This window comes from Streptomyces sp. NPDC051684 (assembly GCF_044453445.1).
Lineage (GTDB): Bacteria > Actinomycetota > Actinomycetes > Streptomycetales > Streptomycetaceae > Streptomyces.
Genome location: NZ_JBITCS010000021.1, coordinates 1 through 19,535 on the forward strand (window position 1 = coordinate 1; position 19,535 = coordinate 19,535).

The 19,535-nt window shown below is 72.9% G+C and carries 15 protein-coding genes; 5 read left to right on the plus strand and 10 right to left on the minus strand.

Annotated elements, in window-relative coordinates; all coding sequences use genetic code 11:
• Nucleotides 1–149 precede the first annotated feature (149 nt).
• From ACIA8D_RS24535 to ACIA8D_RS24570, 8 genes are all read right to left on the minus strand, one after another.
• Nucleotides 150–1,907: an FAD-dependent monooxygenase gene (locus ACIA8D_RS24535; protein WP_399235448.1), complete on the minus strand. Its 1,758-nt coding sequence runs from the start codon at nucleotides 1,905–1,907 to the stop codon at nucleotides 150–152.
• Nucleotides 1,908–2,019: 112 nt separating this feature from the next.
• Complete coding sequence (locus ACIA8D_RS24540) at nucleotides 2,020–2,478, minus strand: pyridoxamine 5'-phosphate oxidase family protein (protein ID WP_399235450.1); 459 nt, start codon at nucleotides 2,476–2,478, stop codon at nucleotides 2,020–2,022.
• Complete coding sequence (locus tag ACIA8D_RS24545; RefSeq protein WP_399235452.1) at nucleotides 2,475–3,566, minus strand: GntG family PLP-dependent aldolase; 1,092 nt, start codon at nucleotides 3,564–3,566, stop codon at nucleotides 2,475–2,477. The genes ACIA8D_RS24540 and ACIA8D_RS24545 overlap by 4 nt, the downstream gene beginning before the upstream one ends.
• Nucleotides 3,563–4,663 carry a hypothetical protein gene (locus ACIA8D_RS24550; protein WP_399235454.1) on the minus strand — a complete coding sequence of 367 codons (1,101 nt, stop codon included), beginning with the start codon at nucleotides 4,661–4,663 and terminating at the stop codon, nucleotides 3,563–3,565. Before ACIA8D_RS24550 ends, ACIA8D_RS24545 begins: the two co-directional genes overlap by 4 nt.
• Nucleotides 4,602–6,446, minus strand: a complete 1,845-nt coding sequence (locus ACIA8D_RS24555) for an asparagine synthetase B family protein (protein ID WP_399235456.1) — start codon at nucleotides 6,444–6,446, stop codon at nucleotides 4,602–4,604. Before ACIA8D_RS24555 ends, ACIA8D_RS24550 begins: the two co-directional genes overlap by 62 nt.
• Nucleotides 6,434–7,438 (minus strand): alpha/beta hydrolase-fold protein, encoded by a 1,005-nt coding sequence (locus ACIA8D_RS24560; protein ID WP_399235457.1) that lies wholly within the window; start codon nucleotides 7,436–7,438, stop codon nucleotides 6,434–6,436. Before ACIA8D_RS24560 ends, ACIA8D_RS24555 begins: the two co-directional genes overlap by 13 nt.
• Nucleotides 7,435–8,841 carry an MBL fold metallo-hydrolase gene (locus ACIA8D_RS24565; RefSeq protein ID WP_399235459.1) on the minus strand — a complete coding sequence of 469 codons (1,407 nt, stop codon included), beginning with the start codon at nucleotides 8,839–8,841 and terminating at the stop codon, nucleotides 7,435–7,437. The genes ACIA8D_RS24560 and ACIA8D_RS24565 overlap by 4 nt, the downstream gene beginning before the upstream one ends.
• A complete protein-coding gene (locus ACIA8D_RS24570; protein WP_399235460.1) occupies nucleotides 8,841–10,175 on the minus strand; it encodes a formylglycine-generating enzyme family protein in 1,335 nt (444 codons plus the stop codon). Before ACIA8D_RS24570 ends, ACIA8D_RS24565 begins: the two co-directional genes overlap by 1 nt.
• Before the next feature lie 311 nt (nucleotides 10,176–10,486).
• Between ACIA8D_RS24570 and ACIA8D_RS24575 the strand changes: the two genes are divergently transcribed.
• Nucleotides 10,487–11,275 carry a phytanoyl-CoA dioxygenase family protein gene (locus tag ACIA8D_RS24575; protein WP_399235462.1) on the plus strand — a complete coding sequence of 263 codons (789 nt, stop codon included), beginning with the start codon at nucleotides 10,487–10,489 and terminating at the stop codon, nucleotides 11,273–11,275.
• A 37-nt stretch (nucleotides 11,276–11,312) separates the two neighbouring features.
• Here ACIA8D_RS24575 and ACIA8D_RS24580 read toward each other — a convergent pair whose 3' ends face one another.
• On the minus strand, nucleotides 11,313–12,590 hold the full coding sequence (locus ACIA8D_RS24580; RefSeq protein ID WP_399235464.1) for an ATP-grasp domain-containing protein: 1,278 nt from the start codon (nucleotides 12,588–12,590) through the stop codon (nucleotides 11,313–11,315).
• 77 nt (nucleotides 12,591–12,667) lie between these two features.
• On the opposite strand from ACIA8D_RS24580, the gene ACIA8D_RS24585 reads away from it, so the two are divergent.
• Both ACIA8D_RS24585 and ACIA8D_RS24590 read left to right on the plus strand, forming a co-directional pair.
• A complete protein-coding gene (locus tag ACIA8D_RS24585; protein WP_399235466.1) occupies nucleotides 12,668–13,861 on the plus strand; it encodes an MFS transporter in 1,194 nt (397 codons plus the stop codon).
• Nucleotides 13,862–13,937: 76 nt separating this feature from the next.
• Nucleotides 13,938–15,221 carry an activator-dependent family glycosyltransferase gene (locus ACIA8D_RS24590; RefSeq protein ID WP_399235468.1) on the plus strand — a complete coding sequence of 428 codons (1,284 nt, stop codon included), beginning with the start codon at nucleotides 13,938–13,940 and terminating at the stop codon, nucleotides 15,219–15,221.
• 61 nt (nucleotides 15,222–15,282) lie between these two features.
• Here ACIA8D_RS24590 and ACIA8D_RS24595 read toward each other — a convergent pair whose 3' ends face one another.
• Entirely contained in the window at nucleotides 15,283–16,836 is a 1,554-nt protein-coding gene (locus ACIA8D_RS24595; RefSeq protein ID WP_399235470.1) for an alpha/beta fold hydrolase, read from the minus strand.
• A 276-nt stretch (nucleotides 16,837–17,112) separates the two neighbouring features.
• Here ACIA8D_RS24595 and rfbB point away from each other — a divergent pair, with 276 nt between their 5' ends.
• On the plus strand, nucleotides 17,113–18,093 hold the full coding sequence (gene rfbB / locus ACIA8D_RS24600) for a dTDP-glucose 4,6-dehydratase (RefSeq protein ID WP_399235472.1): 981 nt from the start codon (nucleotides 17,113–17,115) through the stop codon (nucleotides 18,091–18,093).
• A complete protein-coding gene (locus ACIA8D_RS24605) occupies nucleotides 18,090–19,502 on the plus strand; it encodes an NDP-hexose 2,3-dehydratase family protein (protein WP_399235474.1) in 1,413 nt (470 codons plus the stop codon). Before rfbB ends, ACIA8D_RS24605 begins: the two co-directional genes overlap by 4 nt.
• Nucleotides 19,503–19,535: the final 33 nt, after the last annotated feature.

The following is a 19,535-nucleotide window of genomic DNA, read 5'->3' on the forward strand; positions in this document are numbered from 1 at the left end:
CCCGGGCCGGGGGGGCCCGCGGGCGGGCGCGCGCGGGGCGGGCGGGGGGGGGGGGGGGGGGCGGCCCCCCCCCCGGGCCCGGGCCCCCCCCCCCCGGGGGGGGGCCCCCCGGGGGCCCCCCCCCACTTCTCGTGGTGGGTGCGGTGGACTCAGCGGTCGAGCAGCTCGGTGAGGACGGCCGTGAGTTCTCCGACGGCGTCGTCGCCGGGCGCGGCGCCGGTGCTGCGCCAGGCCACGTGCTGGTCCGGGCGGATCAACAGGGCGCCCGCGTCGGTGATCTGACGGACCGTCGCCCAGCCGCCCTCGTCGTCGCCGTACTCGGCGTCAGGGCCGATGGCGACGGTGCGCAGCGGGACGGAGAACTTCTCCGCGACCCGCTGTGCCGCCTCGCGCCAGGGCGCGCCGTCCGGTCCGGTGAGGAGCGTGAAGCCGGTCCTGCCCGTGAGGTCCTGGGTGGACAGGCGGGCGCCGTCCTTGCTGATCCAGGCGTGCGGCAGGCGGTGGCCCGGCCGTGTGGTGGGCCGGTGCTCGTTGCGCATCGGGGCGCGCTCGGGGCGCGGTGTCCCGTCGCCGACGACGGCGCCCGCCTCGTAGGCGAAGCCGACCTCCATGTCGAGGGCCTGGCAGCCGCCGCGGTGGGTGTGGAACATCTCCAGGGCGCGGGCGCGCGCGGTGTCCCCGAGCGGCGACGTGCCGAGGAGGGTCTCCATGCGCCGACGCCGGCGGGCCGCGGGGACGTTGTGGCCGACGCCGATGGCGTCCATGAGCGCCTGGTGGTGTTCGGCGGCGGAGGTCGCCCAGTCGACGTTCTCCCGGCCCACGGGCCTGCGTTCGGCCTCGTAGGTGTCGAGCAGGGAGTCGGGGGCGAGTCCCGAGACGACCGCGCCGAGCTTCCAGGCGAGGTTGTGGGCGTCCTGGATCCCCGAGTTGAGGCCGAGGCCGACGGCGGGCGGCTGCTTGTGCGCGGCGTCGCCCGCGATCAGCACCCGTCCGACGCGGTAGCGGTCGGCGAGGTGCGCGTGGACGACCCAGTCGGTGACCTTGTGGACGGTCACCTCCAGGTCGGGCAGCCCCAGCAGTTCGCGGATGCGAGGGACGACGGTCTCCGCGTCCCAGCGGCCGGGCGGCCCCGGCGCGAAGTGCAGGCCCCACTGTTCGCAGGCCTTGCCCCAACTGGGCCCCATCTCGATGAGGTTGCTGGACAGGTCCGGGTCGTCGGGGCTGAGGTAGTGCGTGATGAGGGTGCCTTCCTCCCACCACTGCGAGAGGTCGGCGGAGAAGTAGGCGGTGGTGGTGTTGACCAGGCCGGGCGGCCCCTCCATGCGGATGCCGACCGCCGGACCGACCATCCGTCCCGCGTCGGCCCCGATGAGGTACTGGGCCTTGACGACACTCTCCTCGCCGGTGCCGAGGTCCCGCATCAGGACGCGCACGTGGTCGCCCTCGTCGGAGAACTCGACGACCTCGTGGTGGAAGAGGATCCGGCCCGGATTGCGCTCCTGTGCGTGGCGCCGCAGGATCGGCTCCAGCCACATCTGCGGCAGCTTGGACGGCAGCACCGGGGACACGGCCGCGTAGCTCTCGCGCAGGGTGCCGCCGCCGAAGGCGTCCATCTCGTGGATCAGCCGCCGGTCCAGGGGCCCTTCGCCGGTGAGCGTGGTCTGCCAGCGCACCTTGCCGAAGAGCTCCAGGGGCGCCGCCTCGGCGTAGATGTCGTCGGCGATGCCGTGCTGCCGGAAGATCTCCATCGAGCGCTGGTTGAGGTAGTGCGCCTTCGGGATCCTCGATGTGTCGGGATGCCGCTCCACCAGCAGATGGTCGACTCCCTGGTCGGACAGGAAGACCGAGGCGGACAGACCGCATCCGCCGCCGCCCACGATCAGGACCGGAACCTCCATGGCTCCCATATTCGCCCCTCCAGAATTGACAGACGCCGTACCTCTCGACCCTGGCAAAGCGCCCTGCAGCCCTGGTCAAGAACGACTGGACCGCGCTGCGGCGGACGGGGGCGGGGCCCGGTCAGCCGAGCCAGACGCCGTCCCGCATGAGGGTGCGCCCCGCCAGTTCGTTCGACTCGCGCCAGGCCTGGATGCGCCGCGGCACGATGCGGAAGTACTGGTACGGCGCGTCGGTCTCCTCGCGCGGGTCGAAGCCGGTCTTGGCGGCGAAGGCGTCGGCGGTCTTCTCGCCGAGCTCCGCGACGTCCACGGGCCGGGCGTCGCCGTCGATGAGGACGACGTCCCGCGTGGGTCCTACGCCGATGCGCACCCGGCCGTCGGCGAGCAGATTGCCGCCGGTGACGGAGGTCCGTGGGGTGGAGACGAGGAGCGCGGAGCCGTCCCACAGGAAGGACAGCGGAATCAGGTGGGTGTCGCCCCGGCCGGCCGAGGTGGCGGCCCACAGGTCGACGTCGTTCTCCAGACGGGCGCGGGTGTCACGCAGTCGCTCGGCGAGCTCGCGCGGCGGCATCTTCGTCATGTCTCCTCCTGATCGTTCGGGTTCGCTCGGTCTCCCGCGCCGTGCCGCTCCGCCGCGACGGCGGTCAGGGCGGCGACGGCCCGGGACACCGAGATCATGTCGTGTTCACGGTGCACGGCGAAGCGGATGTGTCCGTTCGGAAGCGGGAGCACACGTACGCCCCGCCGGTTCAGGTGCGCGGCGCACGTGTCGGCGTCCATGCCGGGTACGCGCGCCATGACCATGTTGGTGGGCCGCGGGGCGCGCAGCAGCCGCACACCGGGCACGGCGGCCAGGTCCGCGGCGAGCGCGGCGGCGTGCCGGTGGTCGTGGGCGAGTTCGGGGGCGCGGTCCAGGGCGATCAGGGCGGCCGCGGCGATCGGTCCCGCCTGGTGCAGGGAGCCGCCCAGCCAGGTGCGCAGTCGCCGTGCGGCGGCGATGGTGTCGCGGGCTGCGCCGAGGATGCCGCCGATGGGCGCGCCGAGCCCTTTGGACAGGCAGAACGCCACGCTGTCGGCCGGTGCGGCGAGCTCCGCGCAGGACGTGGCGAGGGCGGTCGCCGCGTTGGCGAGGCGGGCGCCGTCCAGGTGCAGACGGGCGCCGTGGCGGTGGGCGACGGCGGCGACGGAGCGCGTCGCGCCGGCGTCCAGGGCGTTGCCCGCGCGCAGCATGCAGGTGTTCTCCACGCAGACGACGGTGGGGGTCGGGCAGGGCCGGGCGAGCAGGGCGTCGAGGCGGTCGGGGTCGGGCAGTCCGTCCGCGCGCTGGGCGACGGGCAGCAGGTCGACGCCGCCGAACCGGCGCAGCCCGTCGCCTTCGAGGAACGCCATGTGGGTGTCGGCGCCGACGACGACGCGTGGCGGGGCGCTGCCGGGCGGTCCCGCCACGGCGAGCGGGCCGAGCAGGTTCGCCATCGTGGTGGTGGGTGTCAGCAGGGCCGCCTCGACGCCCAGGAGTCGGGCTGCGCGTTCTTCGAGGAGCGCGACCGTGGGGTCGTCGCCGTACACGTCATCGCCGGCCTCGGCCCGCGCCATGGCCTCGCGCATGCGCGCGTCGGGCAGGGTGCGGGTGTCGCTGCGGAAGTCGAGCGGGTCGGCGGCGGTGGTCATCCCGGTGTGCCGCCCTCGCGGGCGGGGCGCAGCCCCGCGTCCAGGGCGGTGAGCAGGCGCACGAAGGCGTCCCTGCCGAGGTCCTGGCCCGCGCTGGACAGGAGCCTGAGCTCGTGCCCTGCGGGGTGTCGCCACCAGGCGTCGCAGGCGCCGAACTCGGCGCTGACGCAACCCAGATGGACGCGGCGGCCGTCGAGGTCCAGGATCTCGCCCTGTGCCGGGTGCTTGTCGCGCACGGGCGGGAAGGCGAGCCGTCCGGCGCCGGGACGCTGGGCCGTCAGGCGCAGTTCGTCGCCGGTGGGCGAGGTGTAGACGACGTCGACTTCTCGGACGGTGTCGCCGTCGCCGCAGCGGGCGGCGCTGTCGGCACGGAACGCGCCGACGGCGTTGGGCAGCCCGTGCGCGTCAAGGAAGTCTTCGAGCGCGTCGGCGGGCACCCAGTCCTCCTCGTGGGTGCGTCCCCGGCGCTGGAAGGCGAAGACCCCGGTGGGGACCGCGACGGGGGCGGCCCGGTGCCGTGCCCAGTAGCTGAGCCCGGCGAACGGGGTGGCGAGGACACGCGGCAGCGCCTCGGGGACGGCGGGCCGCAGCGCCGCGTAGAGGTCGACGAGCTCCTCGTCGTCGAACTCGCCCTCAAGTACGGACAGTTCGACGGTGGTCTTCGCCATGCGGGCGCTCGCGGCCCGGTGCCCGAGGTAGTCGGTGCCCAGCCACGCCACGCGCCGCTCGCCGATCGGTACGGCGCGGGTGGCGCCGCCCCACAGGCAGGGGTGGTCCACCGCGGGGAAGGCCCAGTCGTACAGGAACTGCTTCAGGCGCAGGCGGCGCCCGCCGCCGCCGATCTCGGTGCGGTAGCAGGCGGGGTTGGCGTCGCTCCACGGTGTGCGTCCCGCCGCCTCGACGCGGCCGGGAGGCGCTTCGCGGCGCAGGGTGCCGATGGCGGTGTCGCAGCCGGCCGGCAGCGCGGTGGGCCGCCACAGGACGAAGTTGCAGGCGTCCTGGGCGCGGGCCTCGTCGAGCGTGGCCGGGACCGGGTCAAGCCGGTCTGCGCTGTCCAGCGCGTGCCAGTTCCACCTGGGGGCGGGGGTAGTGCTCACCGTGACTCCTGAGGTCGGTTCTGAGGTCCGCGAGGTGGTCGAGCCAGGCGGCCGCGGATGCGAGGAACATCCATTCCCCGACGCCGAGTTCGGCACGCAGCCCCGGCGGTGGCGCCGGTACACCGAACGGTGCGCCGAGCCCGTCGGCGAGCGCGGCGAGGCGTGCGACGTAGTCGGGGTCGGTGGGCGAGGGGAAGCCCTGCTTGCGGCGCTCGCGCACCGACGGCGGCAGCAGATCGCCGAGGGCGCTCTTCAACAGGGCCTTGTGGCTGCCGCCTTCGCCGGTGTCCTTGAGGTGTTCCGGGCAGCGGAAGGCGAGTTCGGCGAGGGCCACGTCCTGGAAGACGGGCCGGTCCTCCAGCGTGAACGTCGAGGAGGTGGCGTCGACCATGTCGTTGACGTAGACGAGGAAGCGGCGCAGGAGGTGGTGGCGGCCGCGCTTGAGCGGGGATGCCGTCTTGAGGTTGCGGTACTCGGCCATGGTGCGTTCCCACACCTGCTCGCTCACGCCGCCCATGTCGACGTCGAGTTCCTGGGCGAGCCAGCCGATGAGCCGGGCCCACACGGGCCGTTCGTCGGCGTGCAGTTGGTGCGTCAGGTAGTGACGGCCGTGGATGTACGTGGGTGCATAGGGGTCGACGACGGGGAAGTAGCGGCCGGCCTGGTAGCCCCAGAGTTCGTCGGCCCCGTGCCCCGAGTAGACGACGACGTTGCCGTCGGCGGCGATCCTTCCGTACAGGTGGTGCATGGCGAGCTCCGCGCCGTGCAGCAGCGGGCGCATCAGCCGGGTGGGCAGCACGGGGACGAGGTCGGCGGCGGTGCGGCTGTCGAGGTGACAGACCGTCAGGGGGACGCCGAGGCGTTCGGCGACCTCCGTCGCGTACGTCACGTCCTCGCCGGAGCCGCCGATGCCGTCCTGGTAGCGCAGGACGTAGCCGTCGACGGGGACGCCGCGGGCGGTCAGGCCCGCGACGGCGGCGGTGGAGTCGACGCCGCCGCTGAGCACGGCGGCGCGCGGCACGTCGGAGACGGCCCGCTCGGCGATCGCGTGGTCGAAGGCGGCCCGGATCTCCTCCGGTTCGACGGGGTCGTCGACCGCTCCCGGCTGCCAGTACCGCCGGACCTCGGTCCGGGGCGGGTCGACGACGAGGTACTCGGCGGGCTGGAGCGACCGGACGCCGCGCAGCCAGGTGCGGTCGTCGGCGGCGTCCATCCGGATCCAGGAGCGCAGGACGAACTCCCGCGGGTCGACCTCGGGTTCGACCAGTCCGGTGCGCAGCAGTACCCCGGCCTCGGAGGCGAAGAGCAGGCCGCCGTGCGTGTGGGCGTAGACGAGCGGTTTGACGCCGAAGTGGTCGCGGGCGAGCACGACCCGACCGGCGTCGATGTCGTGCCAGGCGAGGGCGAACATGCCGGACAGGGGCCGCAGCGCGGCGCCGGGGTCGGCCTCGCGGCAGATCTCCTGGAGGACGTACTCGGTGTCGCAGGTGGTGCGGCGCCGCCACAGCGGTCCGCGCGGTGAACGGGAGCCGTAGACCTCGCCGTTGTGGACGAGCGCCACACGGCCCGACGGGTCCCGCATCGGCTGGTCGCCCGCCGCGCTGCGGTCGCGGACGGCGAGCCGTGTCGCGCAGAGCATGACGGTGCCGCAGTCCGACACGTAGGGGGCGCGGGCTTCTTCGCCGCGGTGCGCCATGGCCGAGGTCATGGTCCGGCCCAGCGCGTCGAGCCAGGCCCGGTCGCGTCGTCCGTCGAGGCTGACGAAGCCCGCTATCCCGCACATGCGGCGCCCTCCTGTGGCTCCCACACCTGCCGCAGCCCGGACAGGGCGTCGGCGAAGAAGTGCTCGATGCCGTGGTGTCCGCCCTCGTGCTCCCGGTAGGTGTGGGGCACGGCGTGGGCGTCGAGGGTGGCGTGCAGGGCGCGGGCGCCCCAGTGCATGCCGTAGTCGTCGCGCTCCCCCACGCCGAGGTGCAACAGGCTCAGCCCGCGCAGCCGTTCGGCGTACCGCGGGACCGTGCGGACCGGGTCGTGGGTGAGCCAGCGCCGCCAGACGTCGTCGCGGAAGCGGCCCGTGACCGGGTCGCACGGCAGGGCGTCGGCCGGGGTGGTGCCGGAGGTGTCGGCGTAGCACATGCCCATCGCGAGGATGCTCATGGCGACCATGAAGGGCACGTCGTGCGGGCCGCTGTCGCGCCGGGCGAGCAGGGCGTCGACACCGCCGGCGGCCCGGACGGTGTCGAGGGTGCCGGGCAGCAGCGGCAGATAGCAGTGCTCGAAGCCGGCGTCGGGCGAGCAGGCGACGACGGCGCCGAACAGCTCGGTGGTCATGCCCGCCACGAGGGCGCCGTAGCCGCCGCTCGACTTGCCGCCGACGGCCCGCCAGGCGGACTCGGGCCGGGTGCGGAAGCGGCGGTCGACCTCCGCGACGACCTCGGCCAGGTATCCGGCGTACCGGCCGGACGCGGCGGAGTCGATGTACTGCGAACCGCCGTACGCGGTGGTGCCGTCGGGGACCACGAGCAGCGCGGGCGGCACCCGTCCTTCCGTCATCGCGCGGCGCAGCCGGTCCGCGACGGAGCCGCCGAAGGCGAGCGGCCGGTGGGTGAGGCCGGGGCGGGCGCCGAAGCCGGGCAGCCAGTGGATGACGGGGAAGCGGCGCACGCCGTCGTAGCCGGGCGGCAGGTGCACCTCGACGCGGCGGCGGTACGGGTCGCCGAGGGGGTTGTCGCGCAGGCTGCGGCTGGTGTGGTGGAAGACGACCGGTTCGTTCACGGGCCGCTCGCCTCCTTCAGCGCGCGCTCCACGTGGCGCGTGTAGAAGGACGGGTGGTGGAAGACGGCCGAGAGCAGGAGTCCGTTGCCGACCCACAGTCCGAAGGAGCTGCCGAACAGCAACTCGCCGGTGAGCATGGCCTCCAGGGTGCTCGCCGCCAGCTCGGTCCAGCTCTCCGCGCCGGTGAGGTGCGCACGGGCGGGCCCTGCGCCGAGACGGGTGACGCGGCCGGTCACGGGGTCGAGCAGATAGGAGGTCGCGCCGTCGCCGTCCTCGGCGAGGGAGATGACGTGCCGGCCCGCGCCGTCGTCGAGCGCGCGGTACCAGTAGTCGGTGGCGACCACGCGGTCCAGCAGGTCGCGCAGGAGCTCCTCGCCGGTACGGGTCTGGCGCCCCCAGCGGTCGACGGCGGGATCGAAGGGCGGGACAGGAGTGTCCGGGTCGAGGGCCACCTCCGCGTAGACCTCGTCGAAGTCGTAGGCGTCGGGTCCCACGGGCCCGTCGACGAGGGCGGTCTTGCCGTCGGCGATCTCAAGGACCTGGCCGGGGCCCCACAGCAGTGCGTCGCGGCCCAGTTCGTCCAGGCGCCGGCGGGCCTCGACGGGGGTGAAGGGGAACATGGTGCGGTTGCACCAGGCGTAGTCGTGGGTGCCTTCGCCGCGGACCCGCCAGCCGAAGGAGGACGGGATCGTCACGGTCGCGGGGAGCGTTTCCACGTACCGGTCGAAGGTGGCGAGCGCGCGGGCCCGCACGGCGTCCGGGTCGGTCAGCGGGCGGCGTTCGGTGAGGACGCCGGGCGGCGAGACGCTGTGCGCGGGGACGAGGACGGCGTCGAGGCGCGGCGCGTCGTCCCGCTCGAAGGTCTCCACCGTCCGCTCGTGCAGCAGCGCGTCACCGCACAGCATGACCGCGGCATCGTCCGTCTCGACGAGCACGCTCATCTCGGGGAAGGAGACCGCCGAGGGGAAGGTGCGCAGCCGCGCCCCGCCCAGGGTGAGGGTGTCGCCGGGGGTGACCGGGTGCAGCCGCTCGAAGCCGAGGCGGCGCAGCGTCCACGCGATGGCCTGGTGTCCCAGACCGGAGGCGGTCAGCCGCGGCGGCACGGGTCCCGCCGGGTAGACGCAGGTGACACCGGGGCTCCGCCGGGGGCTGTCGTCGAAGTCGACGTCCGCGCCGTCCACGAGTCGCAGCAGCGAGGGGAAGTGATGGTGGTCGAAGTGGTGGTGGCTCAGGACGACGTAGTCCACGCCCTCGTCGAGGACGGCGCGCACCAGGTCGTCCGGCAGCGGCGGGTGGTGCTCCCAGAACCGGTCGAGCCGCTGGGTGAGCCACGGGTCGAACAGGATGCGTTCCCGGCCCGTCTCGACGAGGACCGCGGCGTGGCCGAGCGAGGTCAGGCGCATCACAGGCTCGTCTCGTAGACGCAGCGGAAGCCGATCTCGTTGTGCCGGTCGGTGATCAGGTCCTTGCCGCGGTAGAAGGTGGTGAGGCAGGTCGGCGGGGAGGTCCAGGTGCCGCCGCGCAGCACGTGGAAGGCGTCCTTGCGGTTCATGAAGTCCAGCGGGTGGCGTCCCTTGAAGAAGGGGTCCATGTCTTCGCCGGTGTAGAAGTTGGTCCGGGTCAACTCCCATACGTTGCCGGACATTTGCAGGGCGCCGTACGGGCTCGCGCCCTGCGGGAGGGCGTCGGCGGGCAGTACCGGGTGCGGCGGCTCGTCCCCCGGGGTGATCGTCACGAGCAGCGCTTCCAGGGAGTCGAGGTCGTCGACCTCGTGGCCGAAGGACCGCTCTACGTAGTTGACGCGCTCGGGGTCCCAGTCGTCGCCCCAGGGGTAGCGGCGGCCGTCGACTCCGCGGGCCGCCTTCTCCCACTGCACCTCGCTGGGCAGCGCGCCGCCGGCCCAGTTCGCGAAGGCGTACGCGTCGTACCAGTCGAGGCCGACGACCGGGTGGTCCGGCGCGTTGAAGCGGCTGTCGTGGCCGTGCGAGGGGCGGTGCGAACGCTCGTCCGGCTGGTCGGGGTGGTCGAACTCGCCGCTGTCGCCGACCTCTTCGAGGAACTCGCGGTAGCGCGCGTTGGTCACGGTCGTGCGGTCGATGAGGAACCCCGGCACGTCGACGGCGCGCAGCGTGCTGTCGTCCTGGGCCATGCGGAAGGCGTCGGGCCGCGCGTCCGCGCCGATGATGGCGGGGCCGCCGGGGACCAGGACGACGTCGGTGGTGCGGCGGGGCCGCTTGCGGGCGGCGTCGATGCGAGCGCGCATGTCGGAGAAGTACTCGTCCTCCAGGCGGCGCAGTTCGGCGGGGTCGCGGGAGCCGAAGACGGCGACGAGGGCGCGCTTGGTGAGGGCGGCGCCGCAGCCGACGGGCTTGCGGGCCCACTCGGGGCGGGTGAAGTTGCTGGGCCAGCCCGAGATGCGGATGAGGTCGGGGACCGCGGCGGCGATGCGGTGCTCGGTGATCACCTTGAGCGCCGTGAAGGCGACCCAGTCGACGGTGTCGTGCGTCGCGGCGGCGACCGCCGCGTCGGCGTCCGGGTCTCCGGCATACCGCTCGGCCAGCAGCCGGACGGCGCCAGCCCGTACGGGCCACTCGGGATGGGCGGTACTGAGGGACACGAGCAGCGGAGCACCCCCGGGCGCCGCTCCCTGCCGATCGGCCAGGGCCAGAACACGTTCCACGGACGCCCAGTAGCGGTCGTCGGTGGAGTCGTCGATCACCAGCATGTCCGTGGGCACGTCGGCGACCTGTGCAACGCGGTTTCCTACCATCTCAACCCCTCTCGGGACGACGTGCCGCCCGTACGGAATTCGATTCCGTACGGGCGGCGGGTTCGCGGTCAGAGGATTACCACTTGCTGGTCTCCTCGTCGGCGTCACGGGTGTCCATGAAAGTGCCGTCGCTCATTTTCTCCTCCTTTCGCCGGACGGCACGATACGCAGAGCCGGGAAGTGGGGGCAACGACGGTTTCCGGCTTCCCTTGAACACCGGAAATGAGCGATAGAGAAAGGGAATTCACGGCGCGAGCCGTCGAGGAAACGGAGGCGAAATGATGGACTTCGAAGCGGGCGATCTGGAACGGGTGGGGTTCGCGCGGCTGCCGGGACTCGCGGACGCCGAAGTGCTCGCGGGTCTGCGGCGGGCGGTGCGGCGTCTCGAGGAGCTGGCCGCCGGGCGCACCGCCTCGGACGAGGACTTCGTCCTGGAGGCCGCGGGCATCGGCGGCTGGGCGGCGTGGCAGCAGGAGGAGGCGCCGCTGACTGGCGTGCTGCGCTCGGCCAACCGCATCCACCGGCACGTCCCGGAGTTCGAGGAGCTGCAGGGGTCCCTGGGCCTCGCGCACGGGCCGGTCGCGGCGGCGGCCGGCGCCGCGGGGACGTTCCTCAACTCGCTCCTGTGGGCCAAGCCGCCGGTGGTCGGCTCGGCCAAGCCCTGGCACCAGGACATGGCGTTCGCACCGCCCGGCTTCGCGGCGGCGCGGCACGGCATCGTCACGGTGTGGATCGCGCTGGAGGCGGCCACCACCCGCAACGGCTGCCTGGAGTTCCTGCCCTGCTCGCACCTGGCCGGGCTGCTGCCGCACGCCGGCGACCGCGAGCGGGGGCCGGGGCAGGCGCCGCTGCGCGACGCGGTGGAGCCCCATGTGGCGGACGCGGACCTGCCCCGCTCGCACGCGCCGGTCGCCGTGCCGCTCGAGGCGGGTTCGGCCGTGCTGTTCGACGGCCACGTGCTGCACCGCTCGGCCCCCAACACGACCGCGGCCGAGCCGCGCACCGCGGTCAGCTTCGTCTACCGCGTGCCGCTGGGGGCGCGGTCGCCCGCGGTCGCCGCGCGGTGACGTTCAACCGCGGCGCGGCGGCGGTCGAACGGCGCGCTCAGGCGGCTGCCCGCGCGGCGTCGAGGGCGTAGAACGCGGCGCCGTCGAGATGCCGGATGGTGTTGAGGTCGCGGTGCACGACCTCCTCGAGTTCGTGCACCAACGTCACCAGGACGGGATACGTGAGGTCGTCGACCGTCGGCACGATCTCCTGTCCCGGCCGCACCAGGGTGGCCAGCGTGTGGAAGGACTCAAGGCGCTCGATCTCCTCGATGCCCCGGTAGCCGTCGAGCACCCCGCGCACCGGGGAGATCATCCCGACGATCGCGCAGAACCTGCGCACCTCGTACGGGGTGCCGGCCCGGGCGTGGAACCGCTCCGGGTCGAGGTACGCGTCGACCGTCCACTCCAGCTGCGCCTCCCCCGCCCCGAGGGAGGCGGTCGCCGGGATGCCGCCGCCGGCGATCCGGGCGCCGACCTCGACCAGGCTCGGCCCCTCGGGGGTCAGCCGGATCTCCACGTGCGCGGGGCCGTGCCGGATGCCCAGCGCGTCCAGGACGTCGAAGGCGTAGTCGCGCAGCGGATCGGCCTCCCGGCTCGCGGAGTCGATCAGGGTCAGCGCGTCGCAGAGGTCGACGATCCCGTTGGCACTGATCCGGGCGGTGCGCCAGATGTCGCACAGGTGGTGGCGGCCGTCCCGGCTGACGGTGTTGACCATGTACTCGGTGCCGGGGAGGTACTCCTGGGCCACGGCCCCCTGGTTGGTCTGCGAGAAGACGTCGGCGGCGGCATTCAGGGCCCGGTAGGCGGCGGCCGACTGCTCGGGGGTGTCGCAGAAGTGGATGCCCTGGCCGCCGGAGCTGCGCGGCGGTTTGACGACGACGCGGCCGCCGAGTTCGCGGTGCCAGTCGGTCAGCTCGGCGACGTCGGACACCCGTAGCTGGCGGGCGGCGTGCAGGCCCGCGGCGCGCACCGTCTCGATCATGGTGTGCTTGTCGCGGCGCGCGGCGCTCAGTGCGGTGCCGTTGCCCGGGAGTCCGAGCCGTTCGGCGAGCAGGTCGGCGAATTCGACGCCCACCTCGCCGCCCGCGACCACGGCGGTCGGCGCGTGGGCCGCCAACGCGTCGAGGGTGGCGTCGAGATCGCCGTCGTGCACGATGTCGTCGATGAAGTCCTCGGGAGCGAACGCGGCCGAGCGATACACGAACGGCACCTCTCGGGTACTTTGTACCCGCACGACCGAACAGCCGCGCTCACGGAATCCGCGGACGAGTTCTCCGACGGACGCATAGGCGTCGACGATGGCAATGCACCGCTTCTTCTCGGTATTTTCCATCCGTTCAAGATAGCCACGAAGCCGGTTCGCCAATACCTGTTCATCCCTGCGACTCTCTCCCCCTGGAGGAGTCAGAGATGAATTCATTTACGGTGAAAAACCGGTCGGCGCAATACGTTCCCGTACTGCTGTTCATCAATGCGGGCGGGAGTTTTCTGCTGCTGGTGAGCCTGTCCACCCGGGTCGGGGAGGCCACCGGTTCGGGGCTGCTCGCCGGAGCGGTGCTGAGCGCCCCGTGGCTGCCCGCGCTGTTCCTGGCCGCGCCCCTGAACCGGCTGCTCGCGCGGCGCCCCCCGGAGCGGCTCGTCCGGGGCGCGGAGGCGGCGAGCCTGGTCCTGACGGCTGCGGCGCTCGCCGCCCCGGGCCCCGCCCTTGCCACGGTCGCCACCTGCCTGGTCCTGGTCCGCGGCTTCTGCGAGACGGTCACCCGCTCCGCGACGTCCGTGGTGCTGCGCGGGACCGTGCCCGCCGAGCGCCTGGAGCGCGCCAACACCATCGCCGAGATAGGCAAGTTGACCGGTCTGAGCCTGGGCGCGGCGCTGGCCGGGCCGGCCGCCTCCGCGCTGCCGCTGCGCGGGCAGATCGCCGTGAACGTCGCGACGCTGGCGCTGTCCGCGCTGCTCGCGTGGGCGCTGCCCGCCTCGCCCTCGGTGCCGCGGGAGACCGGCGCGGACGACGCCGGGGCCGCGGCGCGGCTGCGCGTCGAGGACCCGGTGCTGCGCAGGCTGTTCGCCCGGTTCCTGCTGGTCGCGTTCTGGCAGGGGTTCCACACCGTGGCCGTCACCGTGATCCCGCTGTCGGTGCTGCACGGCGGCGCCCGGCTGGTCGGGATGTTCGTGGCGGTGTCCTCTGTGGCCATCTTCGCCGGGTCGATCGCCGCGCTGCCCGCCCAGCGGTATCTCGCCCGGGTGCCGTCCGCGGTGTGGGCGCTGGCACCCATGCCGCCGCTGCTCGCCGCGCTGCTGACCGGGAGCACGGCCCCGACCCTGGTGGCGTACGCGCTGTTCCTCGTCCTGTTCGAGCTGGCGTACGTGCACTTCAACAACCAGCTCCTCGCGCGCGCCTCGACGGCGGAACTCCCCTCGGTGGTCACGCTGCGGGCGACCCTCATGCCGTCCGGTGTCGCGATCTCCATCCTCGCCCTGGGCGCCCTGTGCGATCTGGCCGGGGCGGTGCCGACGGCGCTTCTGGTCGCGCTGGTGACCTGTCTGGTGACGGCGGCGACGAGTTCGACGCGGCACGTGGGGAGAAGAACTGTCACGGACGGGTGATCAGGATGGGAAGGGCCGGAGCACCCCAGGGTGCCGAGGCCCGTCTCCCCCACTCCTGAACCGAAGGAGATCCGCCGTGCGGGTTCTCATCGTGCCGTTCCCCTTCAAGACCCATCTCTTCAACATGGTGCCGCTCGCCTGGTCGTTGCAGACCGCGGGACACGAGGTGCGCGTGGCGGCGTGGCCCGACCTGATGGACTCCGTCACCGGCGCAGGACTGACGGGACTGCCCGTCGGCCCCGGCGAGAGCCGGGAGGTCCGCGAGGAGCGCGACCGGCGCAAGTCCGCGCCGCGCGCCGGGAGTTCACCGCGGACCGACGACCTCGACCCCCTGTTCCAGCTCGGGCCCGACCGCGAGCGGCTCGGCTGGGAGCAGGTGAACCGCGTCTTCGACGACCTCGTGCTGCCCCAGGCGCGCCGGTCCAACGACTCGATGATGGAGGACCTGGTCGCCTTCGCCCGCGAGTGGCGGCCCGATCTGGTGCTGTGGGGCGCGAAGGCCTTCGCCGGGGCGATCGCCGCACAGGCGGCGGGTGCCGCGCACGCCCGGGTCCTCTACTCCGTCGACGTCTACTCCCGGATGCGTGAGGACTTCCTGCACGCGCGCTCCGAACAGCCGCCGCACGCCCGCACCGACCATCTGCGCGACTGGCTGGAGGGCTGGACCGACCGGTTCGGCCTGGAGTTCTCCGAGGACCTCGTCAACGGGCAGTTCACCATCGACCCGCTGCCCGAGGCGTTCCGTCCCGACGACCGCCCCACCACGCTGCCCATGCAGTTCGTCCCGTACAACGGGCCCGCGCGGATACCGGGGTGGATCACCGAGCCAGCCCCGGCCCCGCGGGTGCTGATGACGTTCGGCGACTCCGTGAACGACGGCCCGGTGCGTCAACTGCTGCCCGTCGAGCGCATCCAGGAGATCCTCGACTCGGTGGCCGACCTGCCCATCGAGCTGGTCCTGGCGCTGCCGCCGCGCTCCCAGGAGGGGCTGCGGGAGGTGCCGGGCAACACGCGTCTGGTCGACTCGGTGCCGCTGTCCGACGTGCTGCCCACCTGCGCGGCGATGGTGCACCACGGCGGCACCTGGTCGTTCGGCTGCGCCCTGCGCCACGGCGTGCCCCAACTGCTGGTCAGCCGGGCCTTCGACGTCCCGCTGAAGGTGCGGTGCCTGGAGCGGTCGGGGGCGGGGCTCGCCATGCGGCCCGCCGAGGCGACGGGTCCTTCGGTGCGCGCCGCGCTGGTCCGGCTGCTGGAGGACGGCGAGGTGCGGGCCCGCGCGGACCGGTTGCGCGAGGAGGTGCTCGCCATGCCCTCACCCAATGAACTGGTGCACCGGCTCACCGAGTTGGCCGCGGCCTGACACACACGACGGGGGTGGCCCGTGCCGAAGCACGGGCCACCCCCACTGCGCGTTCGTCCGGTCAGCCGGCCGGGGCGGGCGGCACCGGGTCCACCGAGGCCCGGCAGGTGGCGTCGGTGCCCGATACGGACGCCGGACGCGTCCCGTCGCGCAGGAAGTCACCGACGTAAGTGTTGAGGCAGGCGTTGTTGTTGGCCGACAGCGCCGCGCCGACGTTGTGGCCGCCCTTCTCCAGCACGAGCCGCGAGTTGGGGAAGAGCCGGTGCGTCTCCACGGCGCCCGCGGTGCCGTGCGCGGTGTCGAACTCCGGCTGCACCAGCAGGACGTTCACCGACCGGTTGCCGACGGACGGACGGGCCTGCGGCTTCGCAGGCCAGAACGCGCACGGCGCGTTGTACCAGGCGTTGGTCCAGGTCAGGAAGCGGTCACCGGCGGCGTACTGGCGCGCGTGGTCCGTATGCCAGCGGTTCCAGTCGGTCGGCTGCGCGGCGTCCGTGCACTGGACGGCGTTGGTCATGGCGTGCCGGTTCTGGTGCGGGAACGCGGGGTCGGAGTAGTTGGCGCGCAGCGACGTGGCGTCGTCGCGCACGGCGAAGTCCGAGAGGATCTGGGCCCGCGAGAGCCAGGTCCAGCTGCGGTAGACGACGGGCTCGAAGACGTCGGCCCACTCGGCGGGACCGATCCTGCCGTCGACCGGCGCCTCGGTGAGTTCGCCCTGCGCCTTGTAGTACTGCTCCTCGACGGCGGCGGCCGTGGTGCCCAGGTGGTAGACGGAGTCGTACTTCGCGACCCACCCGAAGAACGTCTTCGCGTTCCGCTCCGACAGGGAGTTCTTGTCGAGGTTGTTCTGGTACCAGGTGCCGCTGGGCTTGACCACGCTGTCGAGCACCATCCGCTGCACCCGCTTCGGGTACATCGTCGCGTAGACGGACCCGAGGTAGGTGCCCCAGTCGGTGCCGAAGTAGGTGATCTTCTCCTGGCCGAGCGCGATCCGCATCCGGTCCAGATCGCGGGCCGCGTCCTTGGTGGTCAGGTGGTTGAGCGTGGCGCCGTAGCGGTCCCCGCAGCTCTTGGCGTACGCGCGGGCCCGGTCCACCCACTCCTGTTCGGCGGCGGGCGTGGCCGGCACCGGCGAGGGCTGGGCGTGGCCCGGGTAGACGTAGGAGTTGTCGCAGACCACGGACGGCTCGCTGGCGCCGACGCCGCGCGGGTCGAAGCCGATCCAGTCGTAGGCCGCGCCGACGTCCTTGGCGAGGCCGGTGGTGCCCTGCGCGTAGCGGGTGGGCAGGTCGCGGCCGATGCCGCCGGGCCACTGGCCGCGGTTGAGGATCACGGCGCCCTTGTAGTCGCTGTCGGCGACGGTGTGCCTGGCCCGGGTGAGCGCCAGGCTGATCTTCGTGCCGCTGGGCTTCGCGTAGTCGAGCGGCACCTGCACGGAACCGCAGTCCAGTCCCTTGAGCATGCTCCCGAGGACGGGATCGGTGTCCGGGCACGGCGTCCATGCGATGCCGGCGCCGGCCGCCTCGGTCGTCTCCTGTGCCACGGCCGCCGGGGCGACGAGCGACCCCACGAGACCGGCCACCGCCACGGCGGTGGCCCATACGAACTTCTTCACGTGATTCCCCCTCCGGAATTCAGCCACTCGCAGACTGACAAGGTTCCCCGCAGCCGTGGTCAAGAGTGACTGGAAACCCGCTGGAGCCCGGGAATCCGGGGGTTCCTCGCCGCCCACGCATTCCCGGGCACCGGAAAGGAACGCGCCATCTCGAGTTCCCGTCGAGGAGGCTTCGAGCGGGTCCGCGCACGCTCACGGGGTATCTGCCCTGTCCGCCCTCATGGAAAAGGGAACGAGCATGCTGCGAGCGTGGAATTCCGTCCGGGACGTGGTCGCATGAGAATCCTTGTCACCGGAGGAGCCGGATTCATCGGCTCACACTACGTACGGACCCTGCTCGACGGCGGGTACGACGGGTACGAGGACGCGCACGTCACGGTCCTGGACTCGCTGACCTACGCCGGGAACCGGGACAACCTCCCGGCGGCCCACCCCCGCCTCACGCTCGTCCGGGGCGACATCCTCGACCGCGCGCCGCTGGCCGAGGTGCTCGCCGGGCAGGACGCGGTGGTGCACTTCGCCGCGGAGAGCCACGTCGACCGGTCCATCGAGAGCGGCGCGGCGTTCGTGCGCACCAACGTCGAGGGGACGCAGGCCCTCATGGAGGGCTGTCTGGCGGCGAAGGTGGCCCGCGTCGTGCACATCTCCACGGACGAGGTGTACGGGTCGATCGATGAGGGGGTGTGGACCGAGGAGTCGCCCCTGCTGCCCAACTCCCCCTACGCCGCGTCGAAGGCGGCGTCGGACCTCATCGCGCTGGCCTATGTGCGCACGCACGGGCTGAACGTCTCGGTGACCCGCTGCTCCAACAACTACGGCCCCTACCAGCACCCGGAGAAGTTCATCCCGCTGGCCGTCACCAACCTCCTGGAGGGGCACCCCGTCCCGGTCTACGGGGACGGCGGGCAGGTCCGCGAGTGGCTGCACGTCGACGACCACTGCCGGGCCGTGCAGCGGGTGCTGACCCGCGGCCGGGCCGGCGAGGTCTACAACATCGGCGCGGGCACCGCTGTGCCCAACCTGACGCTCGCGCACCGGATCGCCGAACTCTGCGGCGCCGAGCCGACGATGATCCGGCACGTCACCGACCGCAAGGGCCACGACCGGCGCTACGCGCTCGACCAGGGCCGGATCGAACGGGAGCTGGGCCACCGGCCCTCGACCGCGTTCGACGAGGGGCTCGCCCGCACCGTCGCGTGGTACCGCGACAATCCGCAGTGGTGGAAGCCGGTCAAGGACGGCGGTGCGCGCCCGTGACCGCCACGCCGCGGCTCGTCCCCCGCTCCCGCGCGGCCACCGCGGACCGGCTGGCCCGCTCGGCCGCCGCGTCCGAGGGCGCGCACACCACGACCGACGCCGTGCCCGGGTGGCTGGCGGAGCACCGCCGGGCCGGCGGGGCGGTGGTGCGCCGGATCCCGTTCGCCGAGCTGGACCACTGGTCGTTCGAGGAGCGCACCGGCAATCTCCGGCACAGCAGCGGCCGGTTCTTCACCATCGAGGGGCTCGACGTCACAGGGCCCGACAGCACATGGCAGCAGCCGATCATCGTGCAGCCGGAGATCGGCATCCTCGGCATCCTGGCCAAGGAGTTCGACGGGGTCCTGCACTTTCTGATGCAGGCCAAGATGGAGCCCGGCAACCCGAATCTGGTCCAGCTCTCGCCCACCGTGCAGGCGACCCGCAGCAACTACACGCAGGCGCACGGCGGTTCGGCCGTGAAGTACCTGGAGCACTTCCTCGCCCCCGCGCCGCAGCGGGTGCTCACCGACGTACTTCAGTCGGAGCACGGGTCGTGGTTCTACCGCAAGCGCAACCGCAACATGATCGTCGAGGTGGGCGCGGATGTGGACGTGCCTGTCGACGACGCGTTCTGCTGGCTGACCCTCGGTCAGATCGCGGCGCTGCTGCGGCTCGACAACGTCGTGAACATGGACGCCCGTACGGTCCTGGCGAGCGCGCCGTGCCGCCCCGGCGGGCCGCTGGCGCTGTCGAGCGACGCGGGGCTGCTCGCCTGGTTCACCGGGGAGCGGGCCCGCCACGAGGTGCGCGCGCGGCGGATGCCGCTGCGTGACATCAGCGGGTGGCGGGTGGGCGCGGACGCGGTCTCGCGGCCCGACGGCCGGTTCTTCGACGTCGTGGCGGTCCGCGTCGAGGGCGCGGGGCGCGAGGTGGCCGGCTGGAGCCAGCCGATCATCGAGCCGGTGGGCCCCGGGGTCGTCGGCTTCGCGCTGCGCGTCTTCGACGGTGTGCCGCACGTCCTGGTGCACGCCCGTGTCGAGGGCGGTCTGCTCGACACGGCCGAGCTCGCGCCCACGGTGCAGTGCGTCCCGGAGAACTACCCGGCGGGGGCCGGTCCGCGGCCGCCGTTCCTGGACTCGCTGCTCGACGCGCCGTCCGAGCGGGTCCTGTACGCCACCGTCCACTCGGAGGAGGGCGGGCGCTTCCTCAGCGCCGAGAGCCGGTATCTGATCGTGGAGACCGACGAGTCCCGCACGCCCGCGCAGGCCCCGCCCGGCTACCTTTGGGCCACCCCCGGCCAGCTCAACCGGCTTGCCGGGCACAGCCGTTACCTCAATGTGCAGGCGCGGACCCTGCTCGCCGTACTCAACACCGACGCGGCCTTCCGCGCCGATGGAACACCCCCCGCCGTCGCCTCGACGCGCTGAGTACGACCAAGGGCTCCGCCCGGAGGGAGATCC